The sequence below is a fragment of the Streptomyces sp. Je 1-4 4N24 genome, from assembly GCF_026239515.1.
Taxonomy (GTDB): domain Bacteria; phylum Actinomycetota; class Actinomycetes; order Streptomycetales; family Streptomycetaceae; genus Streptomyces; species Streptomyces nigrescens.
Genome location: NZ_CP110836.1, coordinates 1,434,405 through 1,459,151 on the forward strand (window position 1 = coordinate 1,434,405; position 24,747 = coordinate 1,459,151).

Below are 24,747 nucleotides of genomic sequence, written 5' to 3' on the forward strand. Positions count from 1 at the left end.
TTCACTCACCGCGTCGGTCACCGCCCTGCTCCGGCGGATCGGCCGGCAGATTCATCTGCTGCCGGAACTGGGAGATGATCGTCGTCAGGCTGTCCTGCACCTCCGGCGGCAGCCCGACGGAGCGCAGCGCGATCGCGCGCACCCGCTGGTCCCGCATCGCGGCCAGGAAGCGGACCTCTTCCTCCACCCGCGCGGCCTGCGGCTGCGAGAGGTCCCCCAGCAGATAACCGACAGGTACGGCAAAGAACTTGGCCAGCGCGCGCAGCAGCTCCGGGCTCGGGTTCGTACGCCTGCCGTTGCGCAGCATCGACAGGTACTGCTCGGTGACCTTGACCCCGCCGTACTCCGCCGCGCCCCCACTGATCTCCTCGGCCACGAAGGCGTTGGTATACGGGGCCCCCGGCGGATGCATGTTCGCGAAGAGGTGGTTGAGCCGTTCCGCGAGCACGCTGCCCGCCCCCTTGGACCGGCTGTCTCCCCCCACGTTCATCTCTTCCGTCCCCCGTCGATCGAGCCCAACGAACAGTTAAGGCTCCGCCATCTGGCCATCATCCTGACACGGCAGGAACGCGGTGCACCAGTCCACTTACGGACAGTAGGGACCGCCGGACTTAACCGGGAGTTGAGTGGCGAAGGGTGCAGGTCACACAGAGCGTCACACGGAGCATGCCGACCGGGGCGCTCGACGGAGGGTGGCGCCGGCCGGCGCCCGGACGGCCGCATCAGCGCGCCGGGATGCCCACCAGGGGCCTGCCGGACAGAGCTTTTCGGTCACGGAATTTCCGGAGGGTTCGCCGAGCGGTTTACCGGAAATCTCCCGCTGGCTTTCCTCCGGCGAGGGGGCTGCCAGCACCCGGGATTACCGCGGGAAACCGCATGAAGGGGTAGCGCGGCCGGCTCCGTCCCTACTCGATCGAGTAGTGCGCACCTACTCACTCAAGCGGTTCCGGCAGGCGAGGGGAGTCACCTAATCTCCTGGCGGGAAAACCGAAAAACAAAAACCGGGGGAAATGACAGTGGGCACGAAGGATGCACCGCCGGCGATTGCCGACGCCTTCTACGAGCGTCTCGACGAGGCGACGTACGCCAGTTCGTGGTCGACGGCGGGACCGTGGGGGCCGAAGGCGCAGCACGCCGGCCCGCCGTCGGCGCTGCTCGCCATGCAGCTGCAGAACGTTCATCCACGCCCGGGGTTCCACCCGGCACGGATCACATTCGAACTGCTCGGGCAGATCCCGGTGGCCGACCTGACGATCCGGACGACGGTGGAGCACTCCACCAACCGTACGGATCTCCTTTCCGGGGAACTGCTGTATTCCGGCAAGGTCGTGGCAATGGCCCGTATGTGGCGGTTCCGCTCAGCGCCGGATTCCCTGGAGCGCATGCGCGAGCCCCGGCTCCAGCAGGGGCTTCTCGGCTTCGCGGACAGCGTGCCGCCGGTCACTCCGCTGGTGCTGGCGTACGACGATTCCGTCTCACCGCCGGTTCCGCTGGAACTGACCGGTCACACGGAGGGCTATCTCTCCGCCGTGGAATGGCGGTTCGAGGAAGCACGGCCCTTTGCGAAGTCCGGTCCGGGACGGGCCTGGGTCCGGCCTCGTATCCCGCTCGTTCTCGGCGAACCGGACACTCCGTTCGGCCGACTGATGGTCATCGCCGACAGCTGCTGGTCCGTATGCCGGCGCATCGACATGATGAAGCATTTCGCGATCAACACGGAAATCACCGTGCACTGTCATCGCCTGCCCGAAGGCGACTGGCTTCGACTCGACGGAACCACCGTCACCTCACCGGGCGGCGCCGCGGTGAGTCACGCGACCATGGGCGATCGCCGGGACGAATGCGCCTATGTACTCCAGTCGATGTTCGTCGCCTGAACACGACCGTAATCATCTGGAAGCGGAGATATCTCCATGCCTGCAACAGACAGGGTCCGCAGCTTTTCTTTTGCGGTGACCCTTGTCAGCGTCGTTGCCATCATGGCGCACACGGCACTGCCCACGCCCATCTATGCGATCTACAGCAGAGAGTTCGGGCTCACCACCCTCCAGGTGACCGAGGTCTATGCGATCTACGCGCTGGGCGTGATAGCGGCGCTGGTGCTCTTCAACTCCCTCTCCAACACGATCGGCCGCCGCCCCCTGCTCCTCATCGGCCTGATCTGCAGTGCGGCGTCGAACGCCGTGTTTCTCTGCGCCGACTCGATCGGCTACCTCTTCGCGGCCCGGCTCCTGACGGGGCTCGCGGCCGGCACCTTCATGGGAACCGCCACCGTGGCCGCCGTGGAGGTCGCCCCGCGCCGCCTCGCCCAGCACGCCGCCGTATGGGCCACCGCCGCCAACATCTTCGGCCTGGGCATCGGCCCGGTGATCGGCGGGCTCGGCACCCAGTTCCTCGACGCCCCCGAGCACCAGCTGTTCCTGTGCCATCTGGCCGCGGTCGTGGTGCTCGTCGTCCTCCTGCTGACCACGCGGGAGCCGCTGTCCCGCGACGACCGCGTGCCGTTCCGGTGGACGGCTCCCAAGCCACCGTCGGCGGACCGCCTCACCTACGCCGGGCTCACCCTGATCGGCGTCTCCGGCATGGCAACGCTCGGCATGCTCGCCGGACTCACCCCGCACTTCCTCGGTACCTTCTACCCGCACTCCAGCGGCCTCGCCTCCGGACTCATCGTGGGTGGCGGCTTCGGCGGCTCGGCGCTGGCGCAGCTGGCGTTCCGGCGGCTGACGATCACCCGCGGCCTCGCCGCCGGCGCCGCCGTCATGAGCGCCGGACTGCTGCTGCTGATCGCGGCCATCTTCTTCGGCAGCGGCGTCCTGTACACCTGCGCCGCGGTGTGCACCGGCCTCGGACAGGGGCTGGCGATCGGCCGGTCCATCCAGGAGATCTCCGCCCGCACGGCACTCGCCGAGCGGGTGAGCGCGGTGAATCTCTACTACGTGGCGCTGTACACCGGCGCGGCCGTCCCGGTCATCGCCCTGGCTTTCCTCGAGAAGGCGTACGGCCTGTCCACGGCCGGTTTCTCCTTCTGCGTGTTCGCGCTCGCGTTCTGCGCCCTCGGCATCGTCCAGCTGAACCGGGCCGGTATGTGGCGCTGCGGAACAACAGCCGGTGACGGTGCGGGCGCTCCCGCGGCGTCCCTGGCAGAGAACAGATAAGCAAGGAAAGACGAAAGGTCAACCATGTCGAACTCCGGGCTCCCGAACTCCCCCCACACGGACGGTCTTCTCGGTGGCACCAGCATCCTGGTGCGGCCGGACCGGTCCTTCATCTCCGAGGTCTCGGACTGGTTCCTGCATACCGGCCGCGAGAAGGTGCTGCGGCAGGAGATCGACCGGGAATTCCCCGCCGAGTATCTGTATTTCCTCAAGTCGACAAAGCTGCTGGAGCGTTCGCTGGTGCCGGCCGCCCTCAGCGGCGGCCCGGACGGCTGGACGCCGTACCGCGTCGCGGGCCTGAGCGAGCATCTGGCGTTCCACAGCTTCACGCACTGGCTGATGTGGCATGTGAGTTCGCTGTCGGCGGCGCCCGTATGGATGTCCCACAACACCGAGGTCCAGAACACCTACAAGGAGCAGTTCCGGAGCGGCATGGTCGGCTCCTTCGGCATGTCGGAGCGTGGAGCGGGCGCCGACTGGCGGCACACCGCGACGACCGTGAAGCGCCTCACCGAGCGGTATGTGGCCAACGGCGGCAAGGACTACACGGGCAACGGCAATGTATCGAGCCTGATCACGACCTTCGCCACACAGGCCGACGGCGGCCCGCGCGACTACGTCCTGTTCCGGGCCGACTCCCACCGGCAGGGCTTCCAGCTGGTGGGCAATGCGGTGCCCGAGCAGATGTACGTCAGTGAATTCCGGCTCTCCGACTACGCGTTCGGCGACGAAGACGTCATCTCGACCGGCCCCCAGGCGTTCGCCGACGCCGTCAACACCATCAACGTCGGCAAGTTCAACCTGGCGACGGCCGCCACCGGACTGGTCTCCAGGGCCCTGCTGGAGACCTACCGGCACACCTCGACCCGCGCCATCTTCGGGCAGACCGTGAGCTCCTTCGGCCAGAACCGCGAGGGGCTGTGCCGTGCGACGCTCCGGCTGATCGGTATGAAGGCCTTCAACGCCCGCTGTGTGGACCACATGCACGCCTCGGGCCCGGACGACAACCGGTATGTCGTCCTGAACGCCGTCGCCAAGGCCAAGGTGACCCACGATGCGACCGAGGTCATCCACTCCCTGGCCGATGTCATCTCGGCGAAGGCCTTCGAGACGGACTCGGCGTTCCGCCCCGCCGCGAAGTACGCCGAGTATCTGCCGCGCCTGGAGGGCACGCAGTACGTCAACCTGATGCAGGCGGTCCGCGCCGCCCCCGGTTTCTTCGACTTCGCGCGCCGCGTACCGCAGACGCCGGCCACGGCGGGCGACGGTTCTGGCGCCCCGGAGCATCTGCTCTCCCGGCGCGGGCTCGGCGGGCTGGAAAAGCTGGTCTTCAGCGACCACACGCCCGCGAAGGAAGCCCTCGGACACCTGCCGTCCGTCGCGAGGTTCTTCGAGGCCGTCGAGCGCCTGGGACACACCCTGCTCGCGGGCCCGCTCGACCAGTCCGACCAGCGCAGGGTGCAGACGTACGGGGAGCTCTTCGCGCTCTCCGTCTTCGGCACGGTCGTCGCCGAGTACGCGTGCCTGCGGCCGGACGACGAGGTCTGGGACGCCGTGTTCAGCCTGCTCCTGGAGGACCTCGCCACCACCCTCGTCCGGTCGCGCCTCGACCTCGCCGAGCACCGCGAGACCACCCTGTCGATCGTTGCCGCCGTGCAGGACACCCACACCGAGTGGCCGGCCGAGCGGATCCTCGGCCACCTGGAGTCGTCCGCCGCGCAGGCCGACGGGCCGCTGTGACGCGGCGGGCCGTGACTCCGGCCGCCCGGCCGCACCGGAATCCCCAGGCCGGCGCTGCCCCGCACCCGGCGGGCCGTGGGCCGAAGAGACCGAGGACTGAACCATGCTGAACATCGCAGTCATAGGCGGCGGCGTCGGCGGCCTCAGCGCCGCCATCGCCCTGCGGGACAAGGGCCACCGGGTCGATGTCTACGAGCAGACGGCTGAACTGCGGGCGGTCGGGGCGGGGTTCGGCGTCCTGCCGAACGCCATGCATCTGCTGGCCACCGTGGGCCTCGACAAGGACGTCCAGCGGATCGGCTTCTCCGCCGACGACTCGATCGCCCGGGACGCACAGGGCAACCGGCTCGGGGTGGAGAACTGGCCGCAGAAGCGCAGCTCCCTGGGCCGCACCTTCGCCGTGCACCGCGGCGAGTTCCAGCAGGTGCTCGTCTCGAAACTGCCGCCGGAGGTGGTGCATCTGGGCAAGAAGGCCGTCGAGGTACGCCAACACCACGGCGGCGGAGCGAGCGTGGACTTCGCGGACGGCACCACGATCACGGCGGACCTGGTCATCGGCGCGGACGGCATCCGCACCGTGGTGCAGGCCTCCCTCGGCCTCGAAGTGCGCGCGACGGGCGAGGGCGTCATGGCCTACCGCACCCTCGTCCCGGTCGAGAAGCTCAGCTGGGCGCAGCAGGACAAGCGGCTCGCCATCTGGTTCGGTGAGGGCCGTACCTTCCTGTGCTACCTCGTGTCGGCCGGCCGGATCATGAACGTGGTCGGGTATGTGCCGAGCGACCGGGACGCCGCCGAGTCCTGGTCGGCCGAGGGCGATCTCGGCCAGTTGCGGGAGGCGTTCGCCGGCTGGGAGCCCCGGGTCCAGGAGACCATCGAGGCCGCCGGGTCGACGTTCAAGTGGGGCGTCTTCGACCGGCCGCCGCTCACCAGGTGGTCCACGGAGTCGGTCACCCTGCTCGGCGACGCCGCCCATGCGATGGTTCCGCACCTCGGCCAGGGGGCGAACCAGGCGATCGAGGACGCCTTCGCCCTCGCCACGATTCTCGACGGCGCCGGCCAGGAATCGCTCGCCGGGCTCCTGAAGGTTTACGAAAGCGTACGAATCGACCGGACGTCCCTTGTACAGAATGTCTCGCGCGAGGCGGGGCGACTTTACCGGGATTTCAGCAACGACGACATGACGAAGAAAGCCGAGGCCATTTCCGACCTCATCTCCAGAAACCACATAGCGGGCTACGACGCGATCGCCGAGGCCGAGCGGGCCCTGAGCCGGCACCGCGCCACGACGTGATCCGCACCGAGCCGGTACCGAACCGCCGTTGAGCCCCTGTCGGCCCGCCCCCGCACCGTCCCGGAATCCGGCCGGACGGCCGAACGCGGTGCATACGGGACGGGCCGACAGGCGGCACCACCACCCCGCCCGCGCCCCCTTCTCACACCTGACCAAGTGTGAGAAGGGCCACCTGCCAGGCGCCCTGCCCCCTTACCCCTGCCGGATTCCACGCCTTTCCGGACCCGCGCAGCCCGGCAGTGCAATTCGCCGCCCAGAAACATTCTTGACGGTCTCTCCAGCTCCGGTGACACTCCAACGACTGGACGTTGCAGTCACTGCTCGAGTGGAAACCAGAGGGGGCTCGGCGTCGGCGCATCTCCTGACCGACGCCGGTAGGCGAACATGTTCAATGATGAATTATGCGGGGTCGCAGGAGGAGGTCCGACGCCGCATCACCGAGTGCGCGGCGCCGGGGCCGGGAGCACGGCTCACCTCGTACCCGAGCACATACGGTCCGCGGTACGCGCCCAACTTGCCGAAATCTCCGACCCCGCACGGCAGTTGTTGCAGGCAGCGGCCTTACTGGGCGAGACCTTCGCACTGCGGGACGTGGCACTGGTCCAGTCGGTCACCACGCTGTCGCTGCTGCCGGCGCTCGACGAGGTGATGGCAGCCTCCCTGGTCCGCTTCCGCGGCGACCGTCTCGCCTTCCGCTCACCCGAGGTCCACCGGGCACTGGGCGATGATCTCTCCGGCCCCCTGCGACGCATGCTGCGCGGCGGTGTGACCGCCCCGGGCGACACGGCCGGCGAACCGCCCAGCGGGTATGCGCCCGGCACCGAGTCCCAGGCCTTCGCCCAGCACATGATGGCCTCGCTCTTCCTCGCCCAGGACAGCCTCTCCCGGCCGCTCTCCCCCAGCTCGGCGGCGGCGCTGCGCAAGGCCCTGATGGCCGAACTCGCCGCGCGCGAGGGCGATATGGACACGGCGGCCGAGGCCGACCGGGTCGTCGGCCTGTTCCGGGAGGACGAACGGGAGCAGCGGGCCCGGGCCTCCGCCATCCTCGCGGCACACGGCACGAGCCCCGCGGCCGTGGTCGCCGCCGCGGTCCTGTCCAACCTGGAGTGGACATCCGGGCGCCTCGACGAAGGCCTTCGATGGGGGCGCGAGGCGTTGCGCCTCGCCGGTGACGTACTGCCCGAGTCCTGGCGCCCGTATCCGGGACTGACGATGGCCATGAAACTCATCCACATCGGCGAACTCACCGAGAGCGGCGCGGTACTCGCCCGCATCCGTCAGGAGGCCCAGCGACTCGGCAACCGCAAGGCGATCGCCGACTCGATGATCACCCAGGGACGCCTGCTGATCGCGGAGGGCCGCACCGCGGAGGCGGAGGCGGAGCTGGTGTCGGGGGTGTCCCTGGCCGAGCGGATGAGCGCCAACAACACGGTCACCCAAGGGGTCTCCCTGCTCGCGGTCACCTCACTGTGGCGTGGCCAGGTCAATGAAGCGGTCGACTACCTCTGGCGCGCGCGTATGGAGAATGTCTCCGATCAGGCGGCCTTCCCTTCGATCCGCCGGGCCTGGACCGACTTCCTGGTGGCGTCCACCCAACTGGACCCGCGCAACGCCATCGACCTGCTGGCGCACCACGCCGGCCTGCTCACCAAGCCCCTGCTGTTCGTGGGTGACAACGGCGCCGCCGCCCGCATAGTGCGCCTGGCGCGGGTGTCGGGGGAATTCTCGCTGGCGGCCACGGTCGTACGGACGACGGAGTGGCTCGCGGCGCGGAACGCGGCCCGGCCGGCCCTCGCCGCGACAGCCGAGCAGGCGCGCGGGGTGCTGCACGACGACGCCGATGCCCTGGAGTACGCGGCACGGGAGCATCGCTGCCCGTGGGCCTCGGCGTCGGCCAGCGAGGACCTGGGACTGCTGCTGAGCCGCCGGGGCCGGGGCGGACCGGCGCAGCGGCACCTCCGGACCGCGATGGAGCGGTACGCCGACATCGGCGCGGAGGCGGAAGTGGCCCGGGTGCGGGTGAGCTTGCTGGCATCGGGCAGCACCGACGGCGGGGCCGCCGGGCACCGCCCGCCGACGCCCACCGCACCCGCCGTGGAACAGCCGGCACCCCCGACGCCCGCCATGGTGCCGGGGGCAGCGGCGCCGGAACCCCTCATGGCCACGCTCACCGAAGCGGAGCAGAGAGTGGCCCTCCTGGTGGCGGAAGGCATGACGAACCAACAGGTGGCCCGCCTGATCTCCCGCTCCCCCCACACGGTCAACTATCACCTGCGGCAGATCTTCCGGAAGCTGGACATGAGCTCACGGGTGGAACTGGCTCGCCACTTCCGGGACGGTCTGACCTGAGGCGCCGTCCACAACACCGGAGCAAGCCGCCTGCCTTGGCATCGTCAGAACATACCCCTGTCCCAACCCCGCCCGCCCACTCCCCTGTTGACCGCGACTCCCGCCCGCCTCCCTACTAGGCTGCCGAGCCATGACGGTGACGAACATGCGCCAAGGAACATGCCCTGCCTGCGGTTCACAAGAGGTCTACTGCCTGAAGGCGATCAAGAGGCAGTTCATGGTGGAGCTCGGCTATTGGGGCGCGGAGGACATTCCGAGCAAGGTACTGGTGTGCGTGGAGTGTGGCCGCTGCGAGCGATACCTCCAGCTCACGGACAAGCAGAAGAAGAAGATCAGGGACGAGGCTCCACGCGTACAGGGGTGAAGGCCGGACCCGGCCTTCGAACCGGACTGGGCGCGAGCGCTGGACGACGCTCAGCTCGGCGACCACCCGGCGGCACGGTGCCGAACACCTGGGCACGTGGCCTGACCCCGGCGGGAGCGCCCCATGCCGAGGCGCTGCCCAGGGCAGTCACTTGCCGGCAGCCCACCCCGGCACCGTCGGCAGTACCTTCTCGGCGACGCGGAGCAGCACCGCGTCGTCCGGCACCATGCCGTCCGCGCGCCACAGGGACAGAGACTCCTTCTCGGCCTCCCCGCCCGAGCACGTGGCGGGCGGCGGGGCACTGTCCGATCCCGATGACGACTCCGTCCCCTGCAACGCCCACAGACCGACACCGAGTGCCGCCACCAGCGCCACGGCCGCGACGGCCTGCCCCCACGCGCCCGCGCCCTCCGCGGGCCCGCCCTCCGTGGGCGCACCCTTCGTGGGCTCGTCAAAAACGTCCGTCATATCCCCCGCCTGCCTTGATCCCCCGATAAGTGCCCCGGGACCTCAACCCGCGATCATCGGCCGGACAAGGACTTCTGCCCCCACCGCGGTGCCGGCCCCGGTCGGCGCGCCAGCCTGTGGAAGCCGCCTGACCAGCGACGTTCCGACGGCCTCCGGCTCCCGAATACGATGGAGGGAGTCTCCGCCGCCCACTCACCCGACATGCGGCGGAGGCCCGGAAGATCAAGGAGGTGGCGTGATCACGATGAACCATGCCGCTGCTGGTGCTGCCTGACGGGGGACGACGCCGACGGCAGTGAGACCGGATGGACACCTACCGGCGGCACGTGGAACACCCGCGTGACAGTGGCTGGGACAAATGCACAAACCCAGTCGTGGTCCGGATCCAGAGCGGCAAGCGCACTCTGGTGAAGCTGGAGCCGGAAGTAATCGCCCGCCAAGAGCGGCGGTGAACCGCGTCACTCCCCGGTCAAGCCTGCGACCCCTGCCCTGGCAGGGAGAGAGCCAACGGAACCCTGCGCCTCCGAGTTGAAGATCCCCTTCGACTCGCTGAGGAGCAACACCATCAGCAGAACAACCGAAAACACCGGCTTTACCTGCGGATACTGCGGAAAGGCAGTCGCGGCACTGGTCAACGGAAGCTACCGCAACCACTGCCCGCACTGTCTGCACTCGCTGCACGTGGACATCTCGCCCGGAGACCGTGCCAACGACTGTCGTGCGCTGATGCGCCCGGTTGGCGTCGAACACCACTCCGCCAAGGGCTACATGATCGTCCACCAATGCACCGGCTGCGGTACCCGCGGCCGCAATCGCATGGCTGACGACCCGCACCAAGGCGACGACCTCGACACCGTCCTCGCACTGATGCACAAGGCCATCGGCCATCACGAAGCCGGACACACGAACCGGCGCCGGACACACCTCTGACGCCCCGGCGGCTCCCGCTCACAGCGGGAGCCGCTGCCCTGTTCCCCACCGGATGAGCACCCAGTACTCCGCTTCCCAAGCGCTCCCGAACGCACAGTAGGGGCCATCCGAAGATGGCCCCTACCTGCGATTGCACCGTCGGGACGACAGGATTTGAACCTGCGACCCCTTGACCCCCAGTCAAGTGCGCTACCAAGCTGCGCCACGTCCCGGTGCCCCGATCCGGCCGGGATGTCCCGGCTGACCGCGCACGAGAACAATACCGCATGTCAGAGGGTGGGTGCTGCCACTTTCCCGTCGCGCGGCGGGGCGGGAGCGGTGAGATGAGTACCTGTACTCATGCGCCGGGGTCACCGCGCCGCCACGCTACGCGCATGACTACTCCATCGATTCAGCGGCCGACTACCACGGCCTTCTTCGTGCAGGCCGCGATCTCCTTCGGGCTGTCGCTGGTGGCGCTGGTGATCGGGATCATCAAGCTGCCGGTGGGACCGTGGGAGCGCGGGTTTCTCGCCCTTGGTCTGATCTTCGTGGTGTCCTCGGCCTTCACGCTGGCGAAGTGCATTCGCGACCGCCAGGAGGTCGAGGAGGTGACGAACCGGGTGGACAAGGCCCGGATCGACAAGCTCCTCATCGAGCAGGACGTCTTCCATCCGGGTCAGGTCTGACCCGGACGGCCGCGGGCCGGGGATCTTCCGGTCCGCGGCCCCACGCTTGACCTCAAGCGCGCTTGAGGTTGCAGGCTCTGTCGTATGACGCACCTGACGACAGAAGCGACGACGGACCTGACGACAGCCCCGAGGGCAGGCACCCCGGCGGGGCCCACCCCGCGCGACGACAGCATCGGTTTCGCCCAACTGCCGTACCTGATGGGCATGATGACGGGCGATGAGAAGCACGGCCCGGCCGCCACCTCCACGCTCGACGCCCTCTGGGTCCTCTACGACCGGGTGCTGCGGGTCTCCCCCGGCACCGCCACGGACCCGGACCGGGACCGCTTTCTGCTCTCCAAGGGCCATGGCCCGATGGCCTACTACGCGGTGCTGGCCGCCAAGGGCTTCTTCCCCACCGAGTGGCTGCCGGGCTTCGGCTCGTACGACTCCCCGCTCGGCCACCACCCCGACCGGCTGCTGGTGCCCGGCGCCGAGATCGGCAGCGGATCGCTCGGCCACGGGCTGCCGCTGGCCGTCGGCACCGCCCTCGGTCTGCGGGCGCAGGGCCGGCCGGGACCGGCCGTATGGGTGCTGATCGGCGATGCCGAACTGGACGAGGGCAGCAATCACGAGGCCCTGGCCTACGCGGCCGCCGCGGGCCTGGACCGGCTGCACACCCTGGTCATCGACAACTCCTCCGCCACGCACGGGTGGCGCGGCGGGATCGCCTCCCGCTTCGAGACCGCGGGGTGGTCGGCGGCCACCGTGGACGGCCGCGACCACGAGGCGCTGTACGCGGCCTTCAGCGCGCCGCACCCGGGCCGTCCGCATGCGGTGATCGCCCGTGTCGAGCCCAAGGACGCCTGAGCGGGCCCGCCCGTCTCCCCGTATACGGCCAGGACTTCGAGAGGAATTCAGTGATGGACACCATGCGTGATCGCTTCGCCTCGGTCACCTCGCAGCTGCTGGCACAGGACCCGCGGCTGGCGCTCGTACTCGCCGACATCGGGGCGGCCGGCTTCGCCGAGGCGGAAAAGCAGCATCCGGACCGGGTGGTGAACGTCGGTATCCGGGAGCAGTTGCTGATCGGTGTGGGCGGTGGGCTGGCGCTCACCGGGCTCCGCCCGATCATGCACACCTTCGCCAGCTTTCTGGTGGAGCGCCCCTTCGAGCAGGTGAAGCTGGACCTCGGCCACCAGGGTGTGGGCGGGGTTCTGGTGAGCGCCGGGGCCTCCTACGACTGGCCGAGCGGCGGCTTCACCCATATGGCACCCGGCGATGTCGCGCTGCTGGACACGCTCGACGGCTGGACGGTGCATGTTCCCGGGCACCCGGACGAGGCCGAGACGCTGCTGCGGCACGCCGCGGCGGCCGGTGACGACAAGGTCTACGTCCGGCTGTCCGTACAGACCAACGCCGCGCCCCGGGCGGTGGACGGGGCGCGCTTGCGGACCGTGCGGGAGGGGCGCGACGGGGTGGTGATCGCCGTCGGCCCGATGCTGGACCCTGTGCTCGCCGCGACCGAGGGGCTGTCGGTGACCGTGCTCTACGCGACGACCGTGCGGCCCTTCGACGCCGCCACGCTGCGCGCCGCGGCCGGGGCCGCCGGGACCTCGGACGTGGTGATCGTGGAGCCGTATCTCGCGGGGACCTCGACGCGCCCGGCGGCCGAGGCACTGGAGGACCTGCCGCACCGGCTGCTGGGGCTCGGCGTCGGCCGCCGGGAGCTGCGCCGCTACGGGCAGCTCGACGAGCACCTGGCGGCGCACGGCCTCGATCCGCGCGGTCTGCGCGAGCGGATCGCCGGGTTCGTGACGGCAGGGTCCTGACCGGGGGCCGGGGCTCGGGGGTGCGGGGCACCGGCGGCCGGCCCCGCAGGGTGCGACCGGCTCAGATGTGCTTGTCGAGCCAGGCCAGCAGGTCGTCCTGGACCTCGTCGCGGTTGGTCTCGTTGAGGATCTCGTGGCGGGCGTCCGGATAGGCCTTCCAGGTCAGATCGCGGGTGCCCACATAGCGGAAGTCCTCCAGGAGTTCATGGATCAGGGTCATCCGCTGGTGGCAGGGGTCCAGGTCGCCGACGGCGACATGGACGGGCAGTCCGCGCGGCATACGGGCGAGGTTCCCCGGATCGTTGATCTTGCGGATGGCGCGTACCCAGTCGGCGGCGAGACCGGCACAGAAGGGGAAGCCGCAGTCCTCGTCGGCGACGTAGGTGTCCACCTCGGCGGCGTCGCGGGAGAGCCATTCGTAGCCGGTGCGGTGGGTGAAGGCGTCGTTGAAGGAGCGGAAGGTGCGCGGGATGAAGGCGGAGAGCGCGTCGCGGCCGCGCTCGGCGATCTCCTCCTCCAGTTCGGTGACGGCACCGTCGATGTCCAGGCCGGGCAGGGTGCGGAAGGTGCCGGTGAGGATCAGCCCGGCGAGGTCGGCGCCGTACTCCTGGGCGTAGTCGCGGGCCAGCATGGCGCCCATGCTGTGACCGAGCAGCACCAGCGGGAGTCCGGGGTGGGCGGCGGCCGCGTGGTTGCCGATGCCCTTGAGATCGCTGACGATCGCCCGCCAGGCGTCCTCGCCGACCACCCCGCGGCCGCCGGTGGAGGCGGCGGTGGCACCGTGGCCACGGTGGTCGGAGGCGATGACGGCATAGCCGTGGCCGGACAGAAAGCGCGCGAAGCGGTCGTAGCGCCGGCCGTGTTCCGCGGCGCCGTGGGCGATCTGGACGAGGGCACGCGGGTGGCCGGACTCCGGGAGCCAGGTATAGGTGGCGATACGGGCGCCGTCCGGAGCCTGGTGGAAGTCCTGCTGCATGGCCTGCATGGCGTCGTCTCCTGACTGCCGGGGGCGGTGCTGACGAGTCGTCGCCGCCCACTCTTCCGCGCCGGACGGCAGTGCGCCATGGGGCGCGCGTGGCGGGGGTGGCCGGGTGTCCGAGCGGCGTGGCACGATCGGGCGGTTCTTGCCCGGCACCTGTGCGGCAACCCCCTTTCGCAGGAGGATCGTTGGACACCACGGACCGTTCCGAGAATGCCCCCCGTCGCCCCTCACCGCCACGGATGACGACCTTGCCGAGGAGCTGGGTGACGAGGTCCGGCAGCAGCTCTCCTCCCTCGTGGCGAAGGGGTGGCTTGTCGTCGACGCTGAACGCCCCCTGACGCTCTCCAGGATCGCTCAGGCTGCCGTTTCCAGCCGGCGTGACGTCTTCGGCGGGGGCCCGGGGCAATGAGAAAGCCCCGCCCGCGGCCACTGAGGGCGTTTGGACGGGGCTTCGGGACGTTGCGTCACTCGGGTCGCGGGGGTTCAGCGTCGGGGAGGATGAACCCCCTCACGGGAGACAGGTCCTCCCGCTCCTCTTCCTGAGCTTCACGCCACGCGGCTACCAGGGCGGCGTATCGGGGGTTGGTCCACTCAGCCATGAGGTCTCCAATCGACGCACCGAGTGTGGCAGACGTCGGTTACGGCTTGTCCCGGCACGGCGGGCGGGGCGTCGGCATGGGCTTGATGGGGCTGGTGTCCGACGGGGAGTGCTGACACTTTGCGGCCACTGCGATGAGCTGATCCCCGGTCGGGGCTCCCCATAGCTCCTCGTCGACGTCGTACCCGGCGATACCGATGGCGTCCTGCGTGCGCACCAAGATCAGCGGGTCGTAGTTGTCCGGGCCGTAGCCGGGATAGTGGTGGACGAAATCCCCGACCGACGCGCAGAGCTCCTCGTACACCTTCGTGTGGAGGACGAGCGCATGCCACCCTTCGTCAACGACGCGGGAGGGAGCCAGGGCGACGTCAGGCATCTTGGCGCAGGCAACGACGAACTTCAGGGCCGGGACGGAACGGCCTCTTCGGCGCTATCGTCCCAAGTGGCCCAAACATCCCGGGGAGGAACCTTGAATACTGCGCTGCGAGACGCTATGGCGAGTGCCGGTGTCAGGCCCCGGCAGCTGGCACGTATGGTCGGGGTTGAACACAAGACGGTAGAACGATGGCTGAGCAACCCCGACCGTGCTCCCCGGGAGTCCACACAGGAGGACGCCGGCCGCGCGCTAGGAGTGGACCCCATGACTCTGTGGCCCAAGTCGGTGCGTTCCCACGTCAAAACGGGGCACGACCGCGAGATCATCGCGGCCTACCCCTTCCGCAGCGCCGCGCCGACGTCCCTTTGGGCCTCCCTCATCGAGGGAGCATCCCAGAATCTGGCGTTCGCCGGCTATACGAACTATTTCCTGTGGCAGCAACACCCGCGACTCGGTGCCCGGCTGAAGGCCAAGGCCGACTCCGGCGCGCGGATCCGGTTCCTCGTTGGCGATCCGGGGTCCGACGTCACGCGCAAGCGGGAAGAAGTCGAGGGCGTGCCCCTGACCGTCGGCACACGGATCCGGATCACCCTGGATGCCCTGGAGAAGATGGGTCCCGTCCGCGGGGTCGAAGCGCGGTTCAGTGACCAGCACATCGCGCTGTCGGTCTTTCAGTTCGATGACCAGATGCTTGTCACGCCACACATCGCGTCGCTGCTTGGTGACGAGTCCCCCATGTTCCACCTCCGCCGGCTGGAGGATGACGGGCTGTACGACCGCTTCGCCAGCCATGTGACGGCATTGTGGGAGGGCGGGCGCCCGGTAGAGCTATAGCCGGAACGCAAAAAGCCCCCGCCGGATGATCCCGACGTGGGCTCTCTGATGTGACCGTTCACGACGTGACACAGGCCGACATCGGCACGGCGAACAAGCCGAAGCGCGTCCGCGTCCTCATCCTCACCGTGAAGAACATCGACGGCGAATACGGAGGCTTCCACTCCTACGGGCTGATGAAGTGGGAGGACGCCAAGACCGCGGAGCAGGATGCCTCCACGCTGAAGACGACCGTTGCCGGCCAGGTCGTCGATGCGACGTACCGGCTGGGGCAGAGCGGCACTGGAGATGTCGCCCTGGACCTGCCACGGATGGGCGGGCGCGTGAACCTCTACGACGTAGGGGCTGCCAGCATCTCCTTTGAGCTGCCCGCCCACTAGCGCGCACGTAACACCCCGCTCGCGGGATTTCCGCTCCGCGGCGGGGCTACCGCATGAAAGGGAGCGCAGGAGCGACGCCGACTGGCTGGAGGTGGGCCCGGCAGCAGCGCCGCGAGTCCTGCTGCGGCGACTCGCACTGACGTGGCGCACCCCCGTCACGGCGGGACGGGGAGGCGTGGGGTGGCGTGGTTCCGGGACCTTCGGGACCACGCCACTGCCGTTGCGGCGCGGGGGGTGGTGCGCGACTGCTTCGCGCTTCAACTCTTCGCTTAAATGCCACCAGTTGATGTTTTATGCGCCCCGCAGTAGGTATGCCAACGGGTATTGCACGGGGTAAGCGAAAGATCACTTTCCGGAACGTTCGCTGCAGACGGCACCGCCGGTGCCGTCCCAAGGCGGGGTGCAACCAGCGCGGGAAAGATCGCGAAGGAGGGGCTCGTCTTGCATCGCTATTTCACGGACCAGAGACATGAGGCACTCCGGCACCGGGTGCGGGACTTCGCCGAACGCGAGGTCCGCCCCCGGATCGCCGAGATGGAGGCGAACCGGTCCGTCTGCCATGACCTGTCTCGTCTGATCGCCCGGCAGGGGTGGATAGGCGCGACCGTGCACCGCGCCTACGGCGGGATGGGCGCCGGCCATGTCGCCAAGACCCTCATCATCGAGGAGCTCTCGCGGGTGAGTGCCGCGATGGGCGCCATGGTGCAGGCGTCCCAGCTGGGCGTGGCGAAGATCGTCCACTTCGGCACCGAGGAGCAGAAGAAGACCTGGCTGCCGGCCATAGCCTCGGGCGACTGCCTGCCGACCATCGCGGTCACCGAACCCCAGTCCGGCGGCCATGTGCTGGGCATGTCCTCCACCGCGGTCCGCGACGGCGACGACTATGTCCTCAACGGCCGCAAGATCTACGTCGGCAACAGCCATGTCGGCGATCTGCACGGCGTCGTGGTCCGCACCAGTGAGGGCTCCAAGGGCCTCTCGGCGTTCCTCGTGGAGTCCGACACCCCCGGCTTCCGGGTCGGCGAGCAACAGCCCGCGATGGGCCTGCACGGCTTCAGCTTCGGCGAGCTCTTCTTCGACAACTGCCGGGTCCCGGCGGCGAATCTGCTGGGCCGCGAGGGCGACGGGCTGTCGGTCGCCTACTCCTCCAGCGTGCTGTACGGACGGCCCAATCTGACCGCCGTGTCGCTGGGCATCCATCAGGCGGTGCTGGACGAGACGACGAGGTTCTGCACGGAGCGGCAGCGCTACGGCAAACCGCTGGCCGACCTGGGCAACATCAAGCTGAAACTCGGCCGTATCCAGTCGCGGCTGCTGCTGGCCCGGCTGTCCGCGTACCACGCGGTGCATCTGCTGGACCAGGGACTGCCGTGCGACGCGGAGCTGATGAACGCCAAGCTGGTCAATGTGGAATCGGCGCTGGAGTCGGCGCGCGACGCGATGGACATCCATGCCGCGTGCGGGCTGTTCACCGACCGGCCGGTGGAACGTTTCCTGCGCGACGCCCACCACATCTTCGCACCGGCCGGCACCTCCGACATCCAACTGCTGCGCCTGGGCGAACTGGCCCTGGGCCGGGCGCAGGGCGACTGGTCCAGCCGGCTCGCGGATCTGCTGCGGCTGGAGCCCTCGGAGTGGCCCGAGGAGGACGAGGTCCCCGACGAGGCCCCCGCTGACCCGCCCGTCACGGTACGGGCCGAGGGCACCACGCCCACGGTGCCGGGCCAGCGCACCGGACCGGCGCACCGGCCCTCATGGCTCGCCCGGCCGAGATGAGGGGGCAGCAGCGGTACGGGACCGCGGGCCGGAAGTCCGCCTGAGCGGCATGGATTTCACCGACAAAAGATGTCAGTGAGCCTCCGGGAGCAGGCGCCGGTCCCGGCAGCGCCGCGCGGGCCGCTGCGGGTGCGCCGCTTCATCCTGATCCTGCTCTACGCCCAGGGGAGGTGGTCGTCGCGGTCTTCAAACGCGCTGCTGCCCACCGCCGTCATCGGCGAACTCCACCTGGGCGCGGCAGCGTTCGGTGTCGTGGAACGCCCTCGGCTGCCTAGGCTTCCTGGCGGCCACCGGTGTCTACCGGATCGTCAGCAGACGCCATCCGGACCTTCACATCGCCGTCGTGGGCTTTCCTCTCTGCAATGCCGGCCTGGTGCTGCAGAGTCAGTTCGGGATCGCCGGCTACCTCGACCGGTACCGGTCGAACACGGCGCCCGCCGCCTCCGCGATCCCCCGGCGCAGCTCCTCGGGGGCGAGCACCTCGATGTCCGCGCCCAGCGACAGCAGCGTCGGCACCGCCAGGTCGACCGACTCCAGCGGCACCGTCGCCGTCACCCAGCCATCGGCGTCCGGCGGCCCTGCCGAGGCTTCGACGGCGCGGACCAGTGCCGCGTCCAGACGGTCCGGCATCGGCGAGCGCCGCAAGGACGGACGGTGAGTCCTGTTCGCTCGGCCTCGTCGGCGTGCGGTCCGGTGAGCCGCGACCGGTAGCCGCCGAGCAGCTGGTACCCACCGCAGTGCCCGGCATCCCCGTGGACCGGGATGCCCGCACCGCTCAGCGCGTCGGCGTCCCGATAGACGGTCCGGACCGAGACGCCCAGCTCCTCGGCGAGCTCACCGGCCGTCAGCCTGCCCCGGTTCTGCAGCAGGAGGAGAAGGGAGAGGAGCCGGGCCGGCGCATGAACCGAACATTCCAGGTCTGGGTCCGGGTCGGGTCCGGCCGTCGGGCCGCATCAGATGTCGCTCTGCTGCTTCTCCATATGGTGGATCTGCTCCACGAGTTCGGCGGCCATCGACTTGATGGTCTCCAGCCCCTCCCGCCCCCACGGCCGTGGTTCGAGGTCCACGACACAGACGGTGCCCAGCGCCGTCCCCGTACGGTCGATCAGCGGCGCGCCCAGGTAGGAGCGGATGCCGATCTCATCGACGACGGGGTTGCCGGCGAACCGCGGATAGTCGCAGACGTCCTCCAGCACCAGGGCCTTGCGGCGGACGATGACATGCGGGCAGTAGCCGTGGTCACGGTCCATCACCCGGCCCGGCTGGGCACTGGCGGGCGCCGGGCCCAGCTCGACGGCCTGGTCCTGCGAGGGCGTGTAGAGACCGGCGAAGTACTGCCGCCGCTCGTCGATGAAGTTGACCATCGAGTAGGGCGCCCTGGTGGTCCGGGCGAGCTTGCGCGCGAACTCGTCGAACGCGGGCAGCGGGGAGTCACCGATCCCCAGGGCGCGCAGCCGGGCGACCCGCGCCGGGGCCTCGTCGTCCTGCGGGGTGAGCAGCAGATGGCGCGTCGGGTCGTAGGAGATGTACGGGACGCGGGAGGCGGGGTGGTTCATGGCAGCTCCGGGGTCGCGGCGAGGGCGGGGGTGAGCAGATGCTGGACGAGCGAGACCAGGACTTGGGTGGCCGAGCCGCCCCGGCGGGCGTCACAGAGCACGACGGGAATGTCCGGGGAGACGTCTATCGCGCTGCGGACCTCGTCCGGGTCGTAGCGGTAGGAACCCTCGAACTCGTTGACGGCGACGATGAACTGGATGCCGCGCCGTTCGAAGAAGTCGACGGCGGCGAAACACTGGTCCAGGCGCCTGGTGTCGGCGAGGATGACCGCGCCCAGCGCGCCGTTGGACAACTCGTCCCACATGAACCAGAAGCGCTGCTGCCCCGGCGTCCCGAAGAGATAGAGGATGTGCGCCGGGCTGAGCGTGATCCGGCCGAAGTCCATGGCGACGGTCGTGGTGTTCTTCTCCTCGACACCGGACAGATCGTCCGTCCCCACGCTGATCTGGGTGAGGAGTTCCTCCGTACTGAGCGGCTCGATCTCACTCACCGCCCCGACGAAGGTCGTCTTGCCGACCCCGAAGCCGCCCGCCACCAGGATCTTGAGCGCGGTGGGGAAGAGGTCGGTCCCGGGGTCCCCCTGGGCACGGGGGTCACAGTCGTTTGCGAAGTCCATTCAGCACCGCCTCCAGCAGGGCACGGTCGGTACGGGACGCGGGCCCTGCCGAAACGGCTGCGGGGGCCCGCGCGGTGATCGCCCCGCAGTCGACGAGGTCGGCGAGGAGCACTTTGGTGACCACGGCGGGCAGCCGTATGTGGGCGGCGATCTCGGCGACCGAGACCGGCCCGCCGCACAGCCCCAGCACCTGGGCGTAATCGGGGCCCTGGCAGGAGACGGGCCGCCGGCCGGTGGCCATGACCATGGTCAGCAGGTCGAAGTGCGCCGTCGGACGGGTCCGGCCGTTGCTGATGGTGTACGGACGGACCAGCCGGCCGGCCGCGTCGTCGTACCACGGCTCCCCGCCCTTCCGCCGTCGGCGACGCACGGTCATGGTCAACGACCGCCCGCGGGCGCCTGCTGGCGTGCGGGGGTGGAGAGATAGGGCCGGACGCTCTTGACCAGCATCGACATTTCGTAGCCCAGCACCGCCACATCGGCCTCCCGGCCGGCGAGCACGGCCAGACAGGCGCCCGATCCGGCGGTGGAGACGAACAGGAAGGTGGACTCCAGCTCGACGACGACCTGGAGGACGTCGTCGCCCTCCCCGAAGCGCACACCGGCGCTGCGGGCGAGGGAGTAGAGGCCGGAGGACAGGGCGGCCATGTGGTCGGCGCTGTCCGGGTCGAAACCATGGGCGGCCTTGACCAGGCCGTCCGAGGACAGCAGAAGCGCGCTCCGGGCGTGCGGCACCCGCTGTACGAGCCCGGTCAGCAGCCAGGACAGGTCGGTGTGCTGGCCTCCCTGCGGCTGCAAATGCGCCTGCGCACGCACATCACTCACCATGGTTACGGTCGTCTCCTCGGGGGCGGGCCATCGGGGCGTCACGGTCACGGTCGTAGAGCAGGTCGTCGCCGGCCGGGCTGGGGTCGCCGCCCTGGGCCGGGGTGGTGCCGGTGTCGTCGGCGTAGGTGTCGTCGGCGAGGCTGAAGCCGCGCCGGAAGGCCGCCATCAGACCCGGGTCGTGTTCGGGTTCCGGGCCCGTACGGGGCGTCGTGGACGGCAGGATCGGCTCGCCGCGCAGCTCGGGAACGAGATGTGTCTGCTTGCGCCGCCGGGGCAGCCGCGGGCGGGCGCCGTTGTCCACGGCGGGCGGTGCGGGCGGCAGGACGACCGGGCCGGGGTCGGCGGGGCGGTCGGTCGGCGGGATGTCGGGGGCGGGCGTCTCATGGGCATGCGCGTCGGGCAGGTGGACTTCGGGAGTGTGGGCGCCGGACGCGCGGACCAGTCGGCGCCGGGTGGCGCCGAGGTCGGCATCGGTGTCCGCGGGGACGGGGGCCTGGCCCGGGTCCGTGCGGCCGTCGTAGCCGCGCGGTGCCCTGTCGAGCGTGTCGTCGGGGGCGGGGCCGGGAGCAGGAATGGCGAGGGTCCGCGGGGCCGCGGGGGCGGGGTCATGGCGGTCGTGACGCTCCTGGCCCGCGTCGTGGTCGCCGGGGTATCCGCCCTCGTACCCCCCGTCGTGCTCGCGCGCCAGGCCGGGGTCCGGTGGTCCGAGGTGCGGCGCACCCGCCCCGTTCGTGTCCCCGTCGGCCGGTTCCGCGCCGAGCAGCTGCTGGGGCACGATCAGCACGGCCTGCACGCCGCCGTAGATGTTGCTCTGCAGCCGGACCACGATGCCGTGCCGCCGGGCGAGCGAGGAGACCACGAAGAGCCCGATCCGGCCGTCGCTCAACAGCTCGGCGACATCGATGTGTTCGGGGTCGGCCAGCAGTCCGTTCATCCGCGTCTGCTCGTCGGCGGACATGCCCAGACCGCGGTCCTCGACCTCGACCGCGAGTCCGGCGGTGACGAGTTGGGCACGCAGCAGGACCGGCGTCTGCGGGGCGGAGTAGATCGTGGCGTTCTCGACGAGTTCGGCGAGCAGGTGGATGACGTCGGCGACGGCATGTCCGCGCAGGGTGCCCTCGATCGGCGGCACCAGCTTGATCCTCGGGTACTGCTCGACCTCGGCGATCGAGGAGCGCAGCACCTCGGTCATGGACACCGGACGGCTCCACTGGCGGCGCGAGATGGCGCCGCCGAGGACGGCGAGGTTCTCGGCGTGCCGGCGGATGCGGGTGGCCAGGTGGTCGACGTGGAACAGGCCCTTGAGCAGGTCCGGGTCCTCGACCTGGTTCTCCAGCTCGTCCAGCAGCTCGATCTCACGGTGCACCAGGGACTGCAGCCGGCGGGCGAGGTTCACGAAGACCTCGACCTTCTGTTCGCTGCCGCTGGCGTTGCTGCGGGCGATGGCGACCGCGTCGATGACGGCGGACTCGGCGGCCCGGCCCGCGGCGGCCACTTCGTGGGCGAGCAGGTCGAGGGTGTCACCGGTGGGCACCGGCCCCGGGTCGGGCTCACGGCGCTGGATCCACTCGCCCTGCCGTACGCGGTCCAGGAGGTCGTACAGGTCGGACTGGCTGCGGGCGCAGACCTGGCGCAGCCGCGCGTAGCGGGCGACGGTGGCGCGGGCCTCGGCATTGGCGGCGGCGCCCGCGGTGAGCACGATGACGCAGACCAGGGCGAGCCCGCCGCAGAGCACCACCCACTCGCGGCCGGTGATCCGGGCGCCGCCGGCCTGGACGACGAAGGCGGCGACGGCCGTGCAGAGGACGGCGACGAGGAGACAGGGGACGGCGGCGAGCCTGACCAGACGGGACCGTATCGCCGAGTCGGCGGCCGACTCGGGGAATGCGGCCCGGCCGTGTCGTCCGCCCTCACGCTCCCGCCGCCGGGCGGCGGGTACGGGGGCGGCCCCCGGGGAACCCTGGGACCCTGGGGATCTCTGAGCCTCCTGGGACATCTGGGTCCCCTGGGGGAATGCGGTAGGCATCGGCGCCCTCCGGATCGGCCGTGGCAGTTCGCGGAGCACGCACGCTAGTTGTTGCCGGGGTGGGGTCCGGAGCCACTTCGAGGTTTCGCTACCCCTCGCCACCTCCCTGAGTGGGCGCCGCACGGACATCAGTGCGACACAATCCGAACTCCCGTTCCTTCGGGAGGAGTTAAGGCCTCCCAGGGTGCCCCTTTCGATGGCTCACGAACGGCGCTCGGGGGCGTGACGCGCGCCGGGGGCATCGGTTCGGTTACGGATGACGCCCGGGCGCGCCGACGGCCGCCCGGCGGCGGTCCGCAGGGCGCTCAGCGGAAGGTGCGCCGGTAGGTCTGGGGGCTGACGCCGGTGGTGCGTTTGAAGCGGTCGCGGAAGGCCGTCGGTGAGCCGAAACCGACTTGAGCGCCGATGCGTTCGACGGAGTGCGTGGTGGTTTCCAGCAGGTGCTGAGCCTGGCGTACCCGGGCGCGGTGCAGCCACTGGAGCGGAGTGGTACCGGTCTGTTCGCGGAAGCGGCGTATCAGGGTACGGGTGCTCATATCCGCCCGGACGGCGATATCGGCCGGCGTGAGTTCGCGGGCCAGATTGTTCTGCAGCCAGGTGAGCAGGGGTTCCAGGGCGGAGCCGCGGGGTGTGGACGGGTAGGGCTGGACGATGAACTGCGCCTGGCCGCCCTCCCGTTCGAGCGGCATGACGGACAGCCGGGCGGCGTCGGCGGCGACGGCGGAGCCGTAGTCGCGGCGGATCAGGTGCAGACACAGGTCCAGTCCGGCGGCGGCTCCGGCGGAGGGCAGCGGCGGGCGGCAACTGGCCCCACCCTGCACTCCCTGCCCGGCTGCACCTGTTCAACCGCCCTTCAGGGCAGTTGGCGTTATTCCGTTGAGAGTTGTCCGTAGCGCCACTGGGGTGCGCGGGCACGGCGGACTAACTTCGCTGGTGATCCCGGCACGGAGCCGGGCCGGTCTGCCCGAAGGACTGCTCATGCACGCTCAGATCGTCCTGTTCGACGGCTTCGATCCGCTCGATGCCATCGCTCCCTATGAGGTGCTGTCCGCCGGGGGTGCCGCCTCGGACGGGGCGGTGCGGGTGGAGCTGGTGTCCGCCGAGGGGCGGCGCGAAGTGATCAGCGGCACCGGAGACTTGGGGCGCCATGCCACGACCCACCATCTGGGACCGGACGCGCTGGAGGCGGCGGGTGCGCACGTGGTGCGGGCCCGGGTCGTCGACGACGGCGACCTGGTCACCGGCGCCGGCGTCACCTCCGGCCTGGACCTGGGCATCCATCTGCTGGAGCGGGAGGTGGGGCCCAAGGTCGCCCTTGCCGTTGAGGAGTTGTTCGCCTACGAGCGGCGTGGCGTCGTCTGGCGCAACCACGGACCGAAACCGTCCCTTCGATGAGCCACTCCCCCGGCCCCCTGCCCCCGGCCCCGTCCCTCCGCACCGCCGTCGACGCGAAGGCTCCACCACCGTGACAAAGCTCTTTCTCGCCCTGCATGTCCTGGCCGCCGTCCTTGCCGTGGGACCGGTCACCGTCGCCGCCGGCATGTTTCCCAGGGCACTGCGCCGCGCCCAGGCCGAACCGCAGGACCCCGCCGCCCGCTCGGTGCTGCGCACCTTGCACCGCATCTGCCGCGTCTACGCCGCTCTCGGCGTCGCCGTACCCGTCCTGGGTTTCGCCACCGCCGGCAGCCTCGGTGTCCTGGGGAGCGGCTGGCTGATCGCCTCCATCGTCCTCACCACCGGCGCCGCCGCGCTTCTGGTGGTGCTGGTGCTGCCCGGCCAGGATGCCGCCCTGGACGAGATCGAGGCCGCGGCGGACCGCCCCGGAGCCTCGATACCCGATCAAGGAGCCGCCCGCCGGCTGACGATGCTCACGGGCCTGTTCAATCTGCTGTGGGCGACCGTCACCGTCCTGATGATCATCAGGCCTGGCTCCACCACGGGAACCTGACCCCGCACTTACGGCACGGCTGACCGGCCCGCCTCACGCCTCCG

General features: G+C 70.0%; 25 protein-coding genes, 1 tRNA gene and 2 pseudogenes. 15 read left to right on the forward strand and 13 right to left on the reverse strand.

The features are described 5' to 3' along the window. Position 1 precedes the first annotated feature (1 nt). A complete protein-coding gene (locus SLV14N_RS05965; protein WP_018088412.1) occupies positions 2-490 on the reverse strand; it encodes a helix-turn-helix domain-containing protein in 489 nt (162 codons plus the stop codon). Between the two features lie 526 nt (positions 491-1,016). Here SLV14N_RS05965 and SLV14N_RS05970 point away from each other — a divergent pair. The 6 genes from SLV14N_RS05970 (at position 1,017) to SLV14N_RS05995 (ending at position 8,902) form a co-directional block, all read left to right on the forward strand. After that, positions 1,017-1,877: a thioesterase family protein gene (locus SLV14N_RS05970; RefSeq protein ID WP_263268440.1), complete on the forward strand. Its 861-nt coding sequence runs from the start codon at positions 1,017-1,019 to the stop codon at positions 1,875-1,877. Between the two features lie 75 nt (positions 1,878-1,952). Then, on the forward strand, positions 1,953-3,158 hold the full coding sequence (locus SLV14N_RS05975) for an MFS transporter (protein ID WP_263268441.1): 1,206 nt from the start codon (positions 1,953-1,955) through the stop codon (positions 3,156-3,158). A gap of 24 nt (positions 3,159-3,182) precedes the next feature. Then, on the forward strand, positions 3,183-4,898 hold the full coding sequence (locus SLV14N_RS05980; RefSeq protein WP_263268443.1) for an acyl-CoA dehydrogenase family protein: 1,716 nt from the start codon (positions 3,183-3,185) through the stop codon (positions 4,896-4,898). A gap of 103 nt (positions 4,899-5,001) precedes the next feature. After that, positions 5,002-6,189, forward strand: a complete 1,188-nt coding sequence (locus tag SLV14N_RS05985) for an FAD-dependent monooxygenase (RefSeq protein ID WP_263268445.1) — start codon at positions 5,002-5,004, stop codon at positions 6,187-6,189. A gap of 441 nt (positions 6,190-6,630) precedes the next feature. After that, positions 6,631-8,538, forward strand: a complete 1,908-nt coding sequence (locus SLV14N_RS05990; RefSeq protein WP_263268447.1) for a LuxR family transcriptional regulator — start codon at positions 6,631-6,633, stop codon at positions 8,536-8,538. A gap of 145 nt (positions 8,539-8,683) precedes the next feature. Further along, entirely contained in the window at positions 8,684-8,902 is a 219-nt protein-coding gene (locus tag SLV14N_RS05995) for a hypothetical protein (RefSeq protein ID WP_208680090.1), read from the forward strand. Positions 8,903-9,049: 147 nt separating this feature from the next. Here SLV14N_RS05995 and SLV14N_RS06000 read toward each other — a convergent pair whose 3' ends face one another. Beyond that, positions 9,050-9,370, reverse strand: a complete 321-nt coding sequence (locus tag SLV14N_RS06000; RefSeq protein ID WP_263268449.1) for a DUF6215 domain-containing protein — start codon at positions 9,368-9,370, stop codon at positions 9,050-9,052. 528 nt (positions 9,371-9,898) lie between these two features. On the opposite strand from SLV14N_RS06000, the gene SLV14N_RS06005 reads away from it, so the two are divergent. Beyond that, positions 9,899-10,300, forward strand: a complete 402-nt coding sequence (locus SLV14N_RS06005; RefSeq protein WP_263268451.1) for an RNHCP domain-containing protein — start codon at positions 9,899-9,901, stop codon at positions 10,298-10,300. Between the two features lie 138 nt (positions 10,301-10,438). On the opposite strand, the gene SLV14N_RS06010 is transcribed toward SLV14N_RS06005, so the two are convergent. Then, positions 10,439-10,512: transfer RNA gene (locus tag SLV14N_RS06010), tRNA-Pro, on the reverse strand. 162 nt (positions 10,513-10,674) lie between these two features. On the opposite strand from SLV14N_RS06010, the gene SLV14N_RS06015 reads away from it, so the two are divergent. From SLV14N_RS06015 to SLV14N_RS06025, 3 genes are all read left to right on the forward strand, one after another. Then, complete coding sequence (locus tag SLV14N_RS06015) at positions 10,675-10,968, forward strand: YiaA/YiaB family inner membrane protein (protein ID WP_026169423.1); 294 nt, start codon at positions 10,675-10,677, stop codon at positions 10,966-10,968. 201 nt (positions 10,969-11,169) lie between these two features. Then, positions 11,170-11,820, forward strand: a complete 651-nt coding sequence (locus tag SLV14N_RS06020) for a thiamine pyrophosphate-dependent enzyme (RefSeq protein ID WP_263273033.1) — start codon at positions 11,170-11,172, stop codon at positions 11,818-11,820. Positions 11,821-11,873: 53 nt separating this feature from the next. Continuing rightward, a complete protein-coding gene (locus SLV14N_RS06025; RefSeq protein ID WP_263268453.1) occupies positions 11,874-12,782 on the forward strand; it encodes a transketolase family protein in 909 nt (302 codons plus the stop codon). Positions 12,783-12,843: 61 nt separating this feature from the next. On the opposite strand, the gene SLV14N_RS06030 is transcribed toward SLV14N_RS06025, so the two are convergent. Both SLV14N_RS06030 and SLV14N_RS06035 read right to left on the reverse strand, forming a co-directional pair. Continuing rightward, the gene (locus SLV14N_RS06030; protein ID WP_208680093.1) at positions 12,844-13,767 is read right to left on the reverse strand and encodes an alpha/beta fold hydrolase; all 924 of its coding nucleotides are present in this window, start codon (positions 13,765-13,767) and stop codon (positions 12,844-12,846) included. A gap of 635 nt (positions 13,768-14,402) precedes the next feature. Further along, entirely contained in the window at positions 14,403-14,738 is a 336-nt protein-coding gene (locus tag SLV14N_RS06035; protein ID WP_317633697.1) for a hypothetical protein, read from the reverse strand. A 264-nt stretch (positions 14,739-15,002) separates the two neighbouring features. Here SLV14N_RS06035 and SLV14N_RS06040 point away from each other — a divergent pair, with 264 nt between their 5' ends. The 3 genes from SLV14N_RS06040 to SLV14N_RS06050 all read left to right on the forward strand — a co-directional run bounded on the left by SLV14N_RS06040 (position 15,003) and on the right by SLV14N_RS06050 (position 17,728). Next, positions 15,003-15,572, forward strand: a complete 570-nt coding sequence (locus SLV14N_RS06040) for a hypothetical protein (protein WP_262037604.1) — start codon at positions 15,003-15,005, stop codon at positions 15,570-15,572. A gap of 65 nt (positions 15,573-15,637) precedes the next feature. Beyond that, positions 15,638-15,952 carry a hypothetical protein gene (locus SLV14N_RS06045; RefSeq protein WP_208680094.1) on the forward strand — a complete coding sequence of 105 codons (315 nt, stop codon included), beginning with the start codon at positions 15,638-15,640 and terminating at the stop codon, positions 15,950-15,952. A gap of 441 nt (positions 15,953-16,393) precedes the next feature. Next, positions 16,394-17,728, forward strand: a complete 1,335-nt coding sequence (locus SLV14N_RS06050; RefSeq protein WP_263268457.1) for an acyl-CoA dehydrogenase family protein — start codon at positions 16,394-16,396, stop codon at positions 17,726-17,728. A gap of 402 nt (positions 17,729-18,130) precedes the next feature. Here SLV14N_RS06050 and SLV14N_RS06055 read toward each other — a convergent pair whose 3' ends face one another. From SLV14N_RS06055 to SLV14N_RS06090, 8 genes and pseudogenes are all read right to left on the reverse strand, one after another. After that, entirely contained in the window at positions 18,131-18,373 is a 243-nt protein-coding gene (locus tag SLV14N_RS06055) for a WYL domain-containing protein (RefSeq protein ID WP_263268459.1), read from the reverse strand. 23 nt (positions 18,374-18,396) lie between these two features. Further along, positions 18,397-18,645, reverse strand: a pseudogene (locus SLV14N_RS06060) (helix-turn-helix transcriptional regulator); the annotation flags it as partial. Positions 18,646-18,681: 36 nt separating this feature from the next. Beyond that, positions 18,682-19,284 carry a GAF domain-containing protein gene (locus SLV14N_RS06065; protein WP_208680096.1) on the reverse strand — a complete coding sequence of 201 codons (603 nt, stop codon included), beginning with the start codon at positions 19,282-19,284 and terminating at the stop codon, positions 18,682-18,684. Further along, a complete protein-coding gene (locus tag SLV14N_RS06070; RefSeq protein WP_208680097.1) occupies positions 19,281-19,901 on the reverse strand; it encodes an ATP/GTP-binding protein in 621 nt (206 codons plus the stop codon). Before SLV14N_RS06070 ends, SLV14N_RS06065 begins: the two co-directional genes overlap by 4 nt. Next, complete coding sequence (locus SLV14N_RS06075; protein ID WP_093645536.1) at positions 19,879-20,277, reverse strand: DUF742 domain-containing protein; 399 nt, start codon at positions 20,275-20,277, stop codon at positions 19,879-19,881. The genes SLV14N_RS06070 and SLV14N_RS06075 overlap by 23 nt, the downstream gene beginning before the upstream one ends. A 2-nt stretch (positions 20,278-20,279) precedes the next feature. Beyond that, positions 20,280-20,729 carry a roadblock/LC7 domain-containing protein gene (locus tag SLV14N_RS06080; protein WP_018088399.1) on the reverse strand — a complete coding sequence of 150 codons (450 nt, stop codon included), beginning with the start codon at positions 20,727-20,729 and terminating at the stop codon, positions 20,280-20,282. Next, positions 20,719-22,755 (reverse strand): ATP-binding protein, encoded by a 2,037-nt coding sequence (locus tag SLV14N_RS06085; protein ID WP_263268464.1) that lies wholly within the window; start codon positions 22,753-22,755, stop codon positions 20,719-20,721. The genes SLV14N_RS06080 and SLV14N_RS06085 overlap by 11 nt, the downstream gene beginning before the upstream one ends. Before the next feature lie 305 nt (positions 22,756-23,060). Then, positions 23,061-23,540: pseudogene (locus tag SLV14N_RS06090) on the reverse strand (GlxA family transcriptional regulator); the annotation flags it as partial. Positions 23,541-23,733: 193 nt separating this feature from the next. On the opposite strand from SLV14N_RS06090, the gene SLV14N_RS06095 reads away from it, so the two are divergent. Continuing rightward, a complete protein-coding gene (locus tag SLV14N_RS06095) occupies positions 23,734-24,150 on the forward strand; it encodes a DJ-1/PfpI family protein (protein ID WP_263268466.1) in 417 nt (138 codons plus the stop codon). Positions 24,151-24,220: 70 nt separating this feature from the next. Continuing rightward, on the forward strand, positions 24,221-24,703 hold the full coding sequence (locus SLV14N_RS06100; RefSeq protein ID WP_263268467.1) for a DUF2269 family protein: 483 nt from the start codon (positions 24,221-24,223) through the stop codon (positions 24,701-24,703). The last annotated feature ends 44 nt before the right edge of the window (positions 24,704-24,747 follow it).

Excerpts from the sequence above, each read along its gene's own strand:
- SLV14N_RS06095 (WP_263268466.1), top strand. The coding sequence starts at position 23,734 with ATGCACGCTCAGATCGTCCTGTTCGACGGCTTCGATCCGCTCGATGCC.
- SLV14N_RS06000 (WP_263268449.1), bottom strand. The coding sequence starts at position 9,370 with ATGACGGACGTTTTTGACGAGCCCACGAAGGGTGCGCCCACGGAGGGC.
- SLV14N_RS06085 (WP_263268464.1), bottom strand. The coding sequence starts at position 22,755 with ATGCCTACCGCATTCCCCCAGGGGACCCAGATGTCCCAGGAGGCTCAG.
- SLV14N_RS06025 (WP_263268453.1), top strand. The coding sequence starts at position 11,874 with ATGGACACCATGCGTGATCGCTTCGCCTCGGTCACCTCGCAGCTGCTG.
- SLV14N_RS06020 (WP_263273033.1), top strand. The coding sequence starts at position 11,170 with ATGGGCATGATGACGGGCGATGAGAAGCACGGCCCGGCCGCCACCTCC.
- SLV14N_RS06080 (WP_018088399.1), bottom strand. The coding sequence starts at position 20,729 with ATGGTGAGTGATGTGCGTGCGCAGGCGCATTTGCAGCCGCAGGGAGGC.
- SLV14N_RS06070 (WP_208680097.1), bottom strand. The coding sequence starts at position 19,901 with ATGGACTTCGCAAACGACTGTGACCCCCGTGCCCAGGGGGACCCCGGG.
- SLV14N_RS06075 (WP_093645536.1), bottom strand. The coding sequence starts at position 20,277 with ATGACCGTGCGTCGCCGACGGCGGAAGGGCGGGGAGCCGTGGTACGAC.
- SLV14N_RS06015 (WP_026169423.1), top strand. The coding sequence starts at position 10,675 with ATGACTACTCCATCGATTCAGCGGCCGACTACCACGGCCTTCTTCGTG.
- SLV14N_RS06030 (WP_208680093.1), bottom strand. The coding sequence starts at position 13,767 with ATGCAGGCCATGCAGCAGGACTTCCACCAGGCTCCGGACGGCGCCCGT.
- SLV14N_RS05980 (WP_263268443.1), top strand. The coding sequence starts at position 3,183 with ATGTCGAACTCCGGGCTCCCGAACTCCCCCCACACGGACGGTCTTCTC.
- SLV14N_RS06040 (WP_262037604.1), top strand. The coding sequence starts at position 15,003 with ATGACTCTGTGGCCCAAGTCGGTGCGTTCCCACGTCAAAACGGGGCAC.
- SLV14N_RS06065 (WP_208680096.1), bottom strand. The coding sequence starts at position 19,284 with ATGAACCACCCCGCCTCCCGCGTCCCGTACATCTCCTACGACCCGACG.
- SLV14N_RS05985 (WP_263268445.1), top strand. The coding sequence starts at position 5,002 with ATGCTGAACATCGCAGTCATAGGCGGCGGCGTCGGCGGCCTCAGCGCC.
- SLV14N_RS06035 (WP_317633697.1), bottom strand. The coding sequence starts at position 14,738 with ATGCCTGACGTCGCCCTGGCTCCCTCCCGCGTCGTTGACGAAGGGTGG.
- SLV14N_RS05965 (WP_018088412.1), bottom strand. The coding sequence starts at position 490 with ATGAACGTGGGGGGAGACAGCCGGTCCAAGGGGGCGGGCAGCGTGCTC.
- SLV14N_RS05995 (WP_208680090.1), top strand. The coding sequence starts at position 8,684 with ATGCGCCAAGGAACATGCCCTGCCTGCGGTTCACAAGAGGTCTACTGC.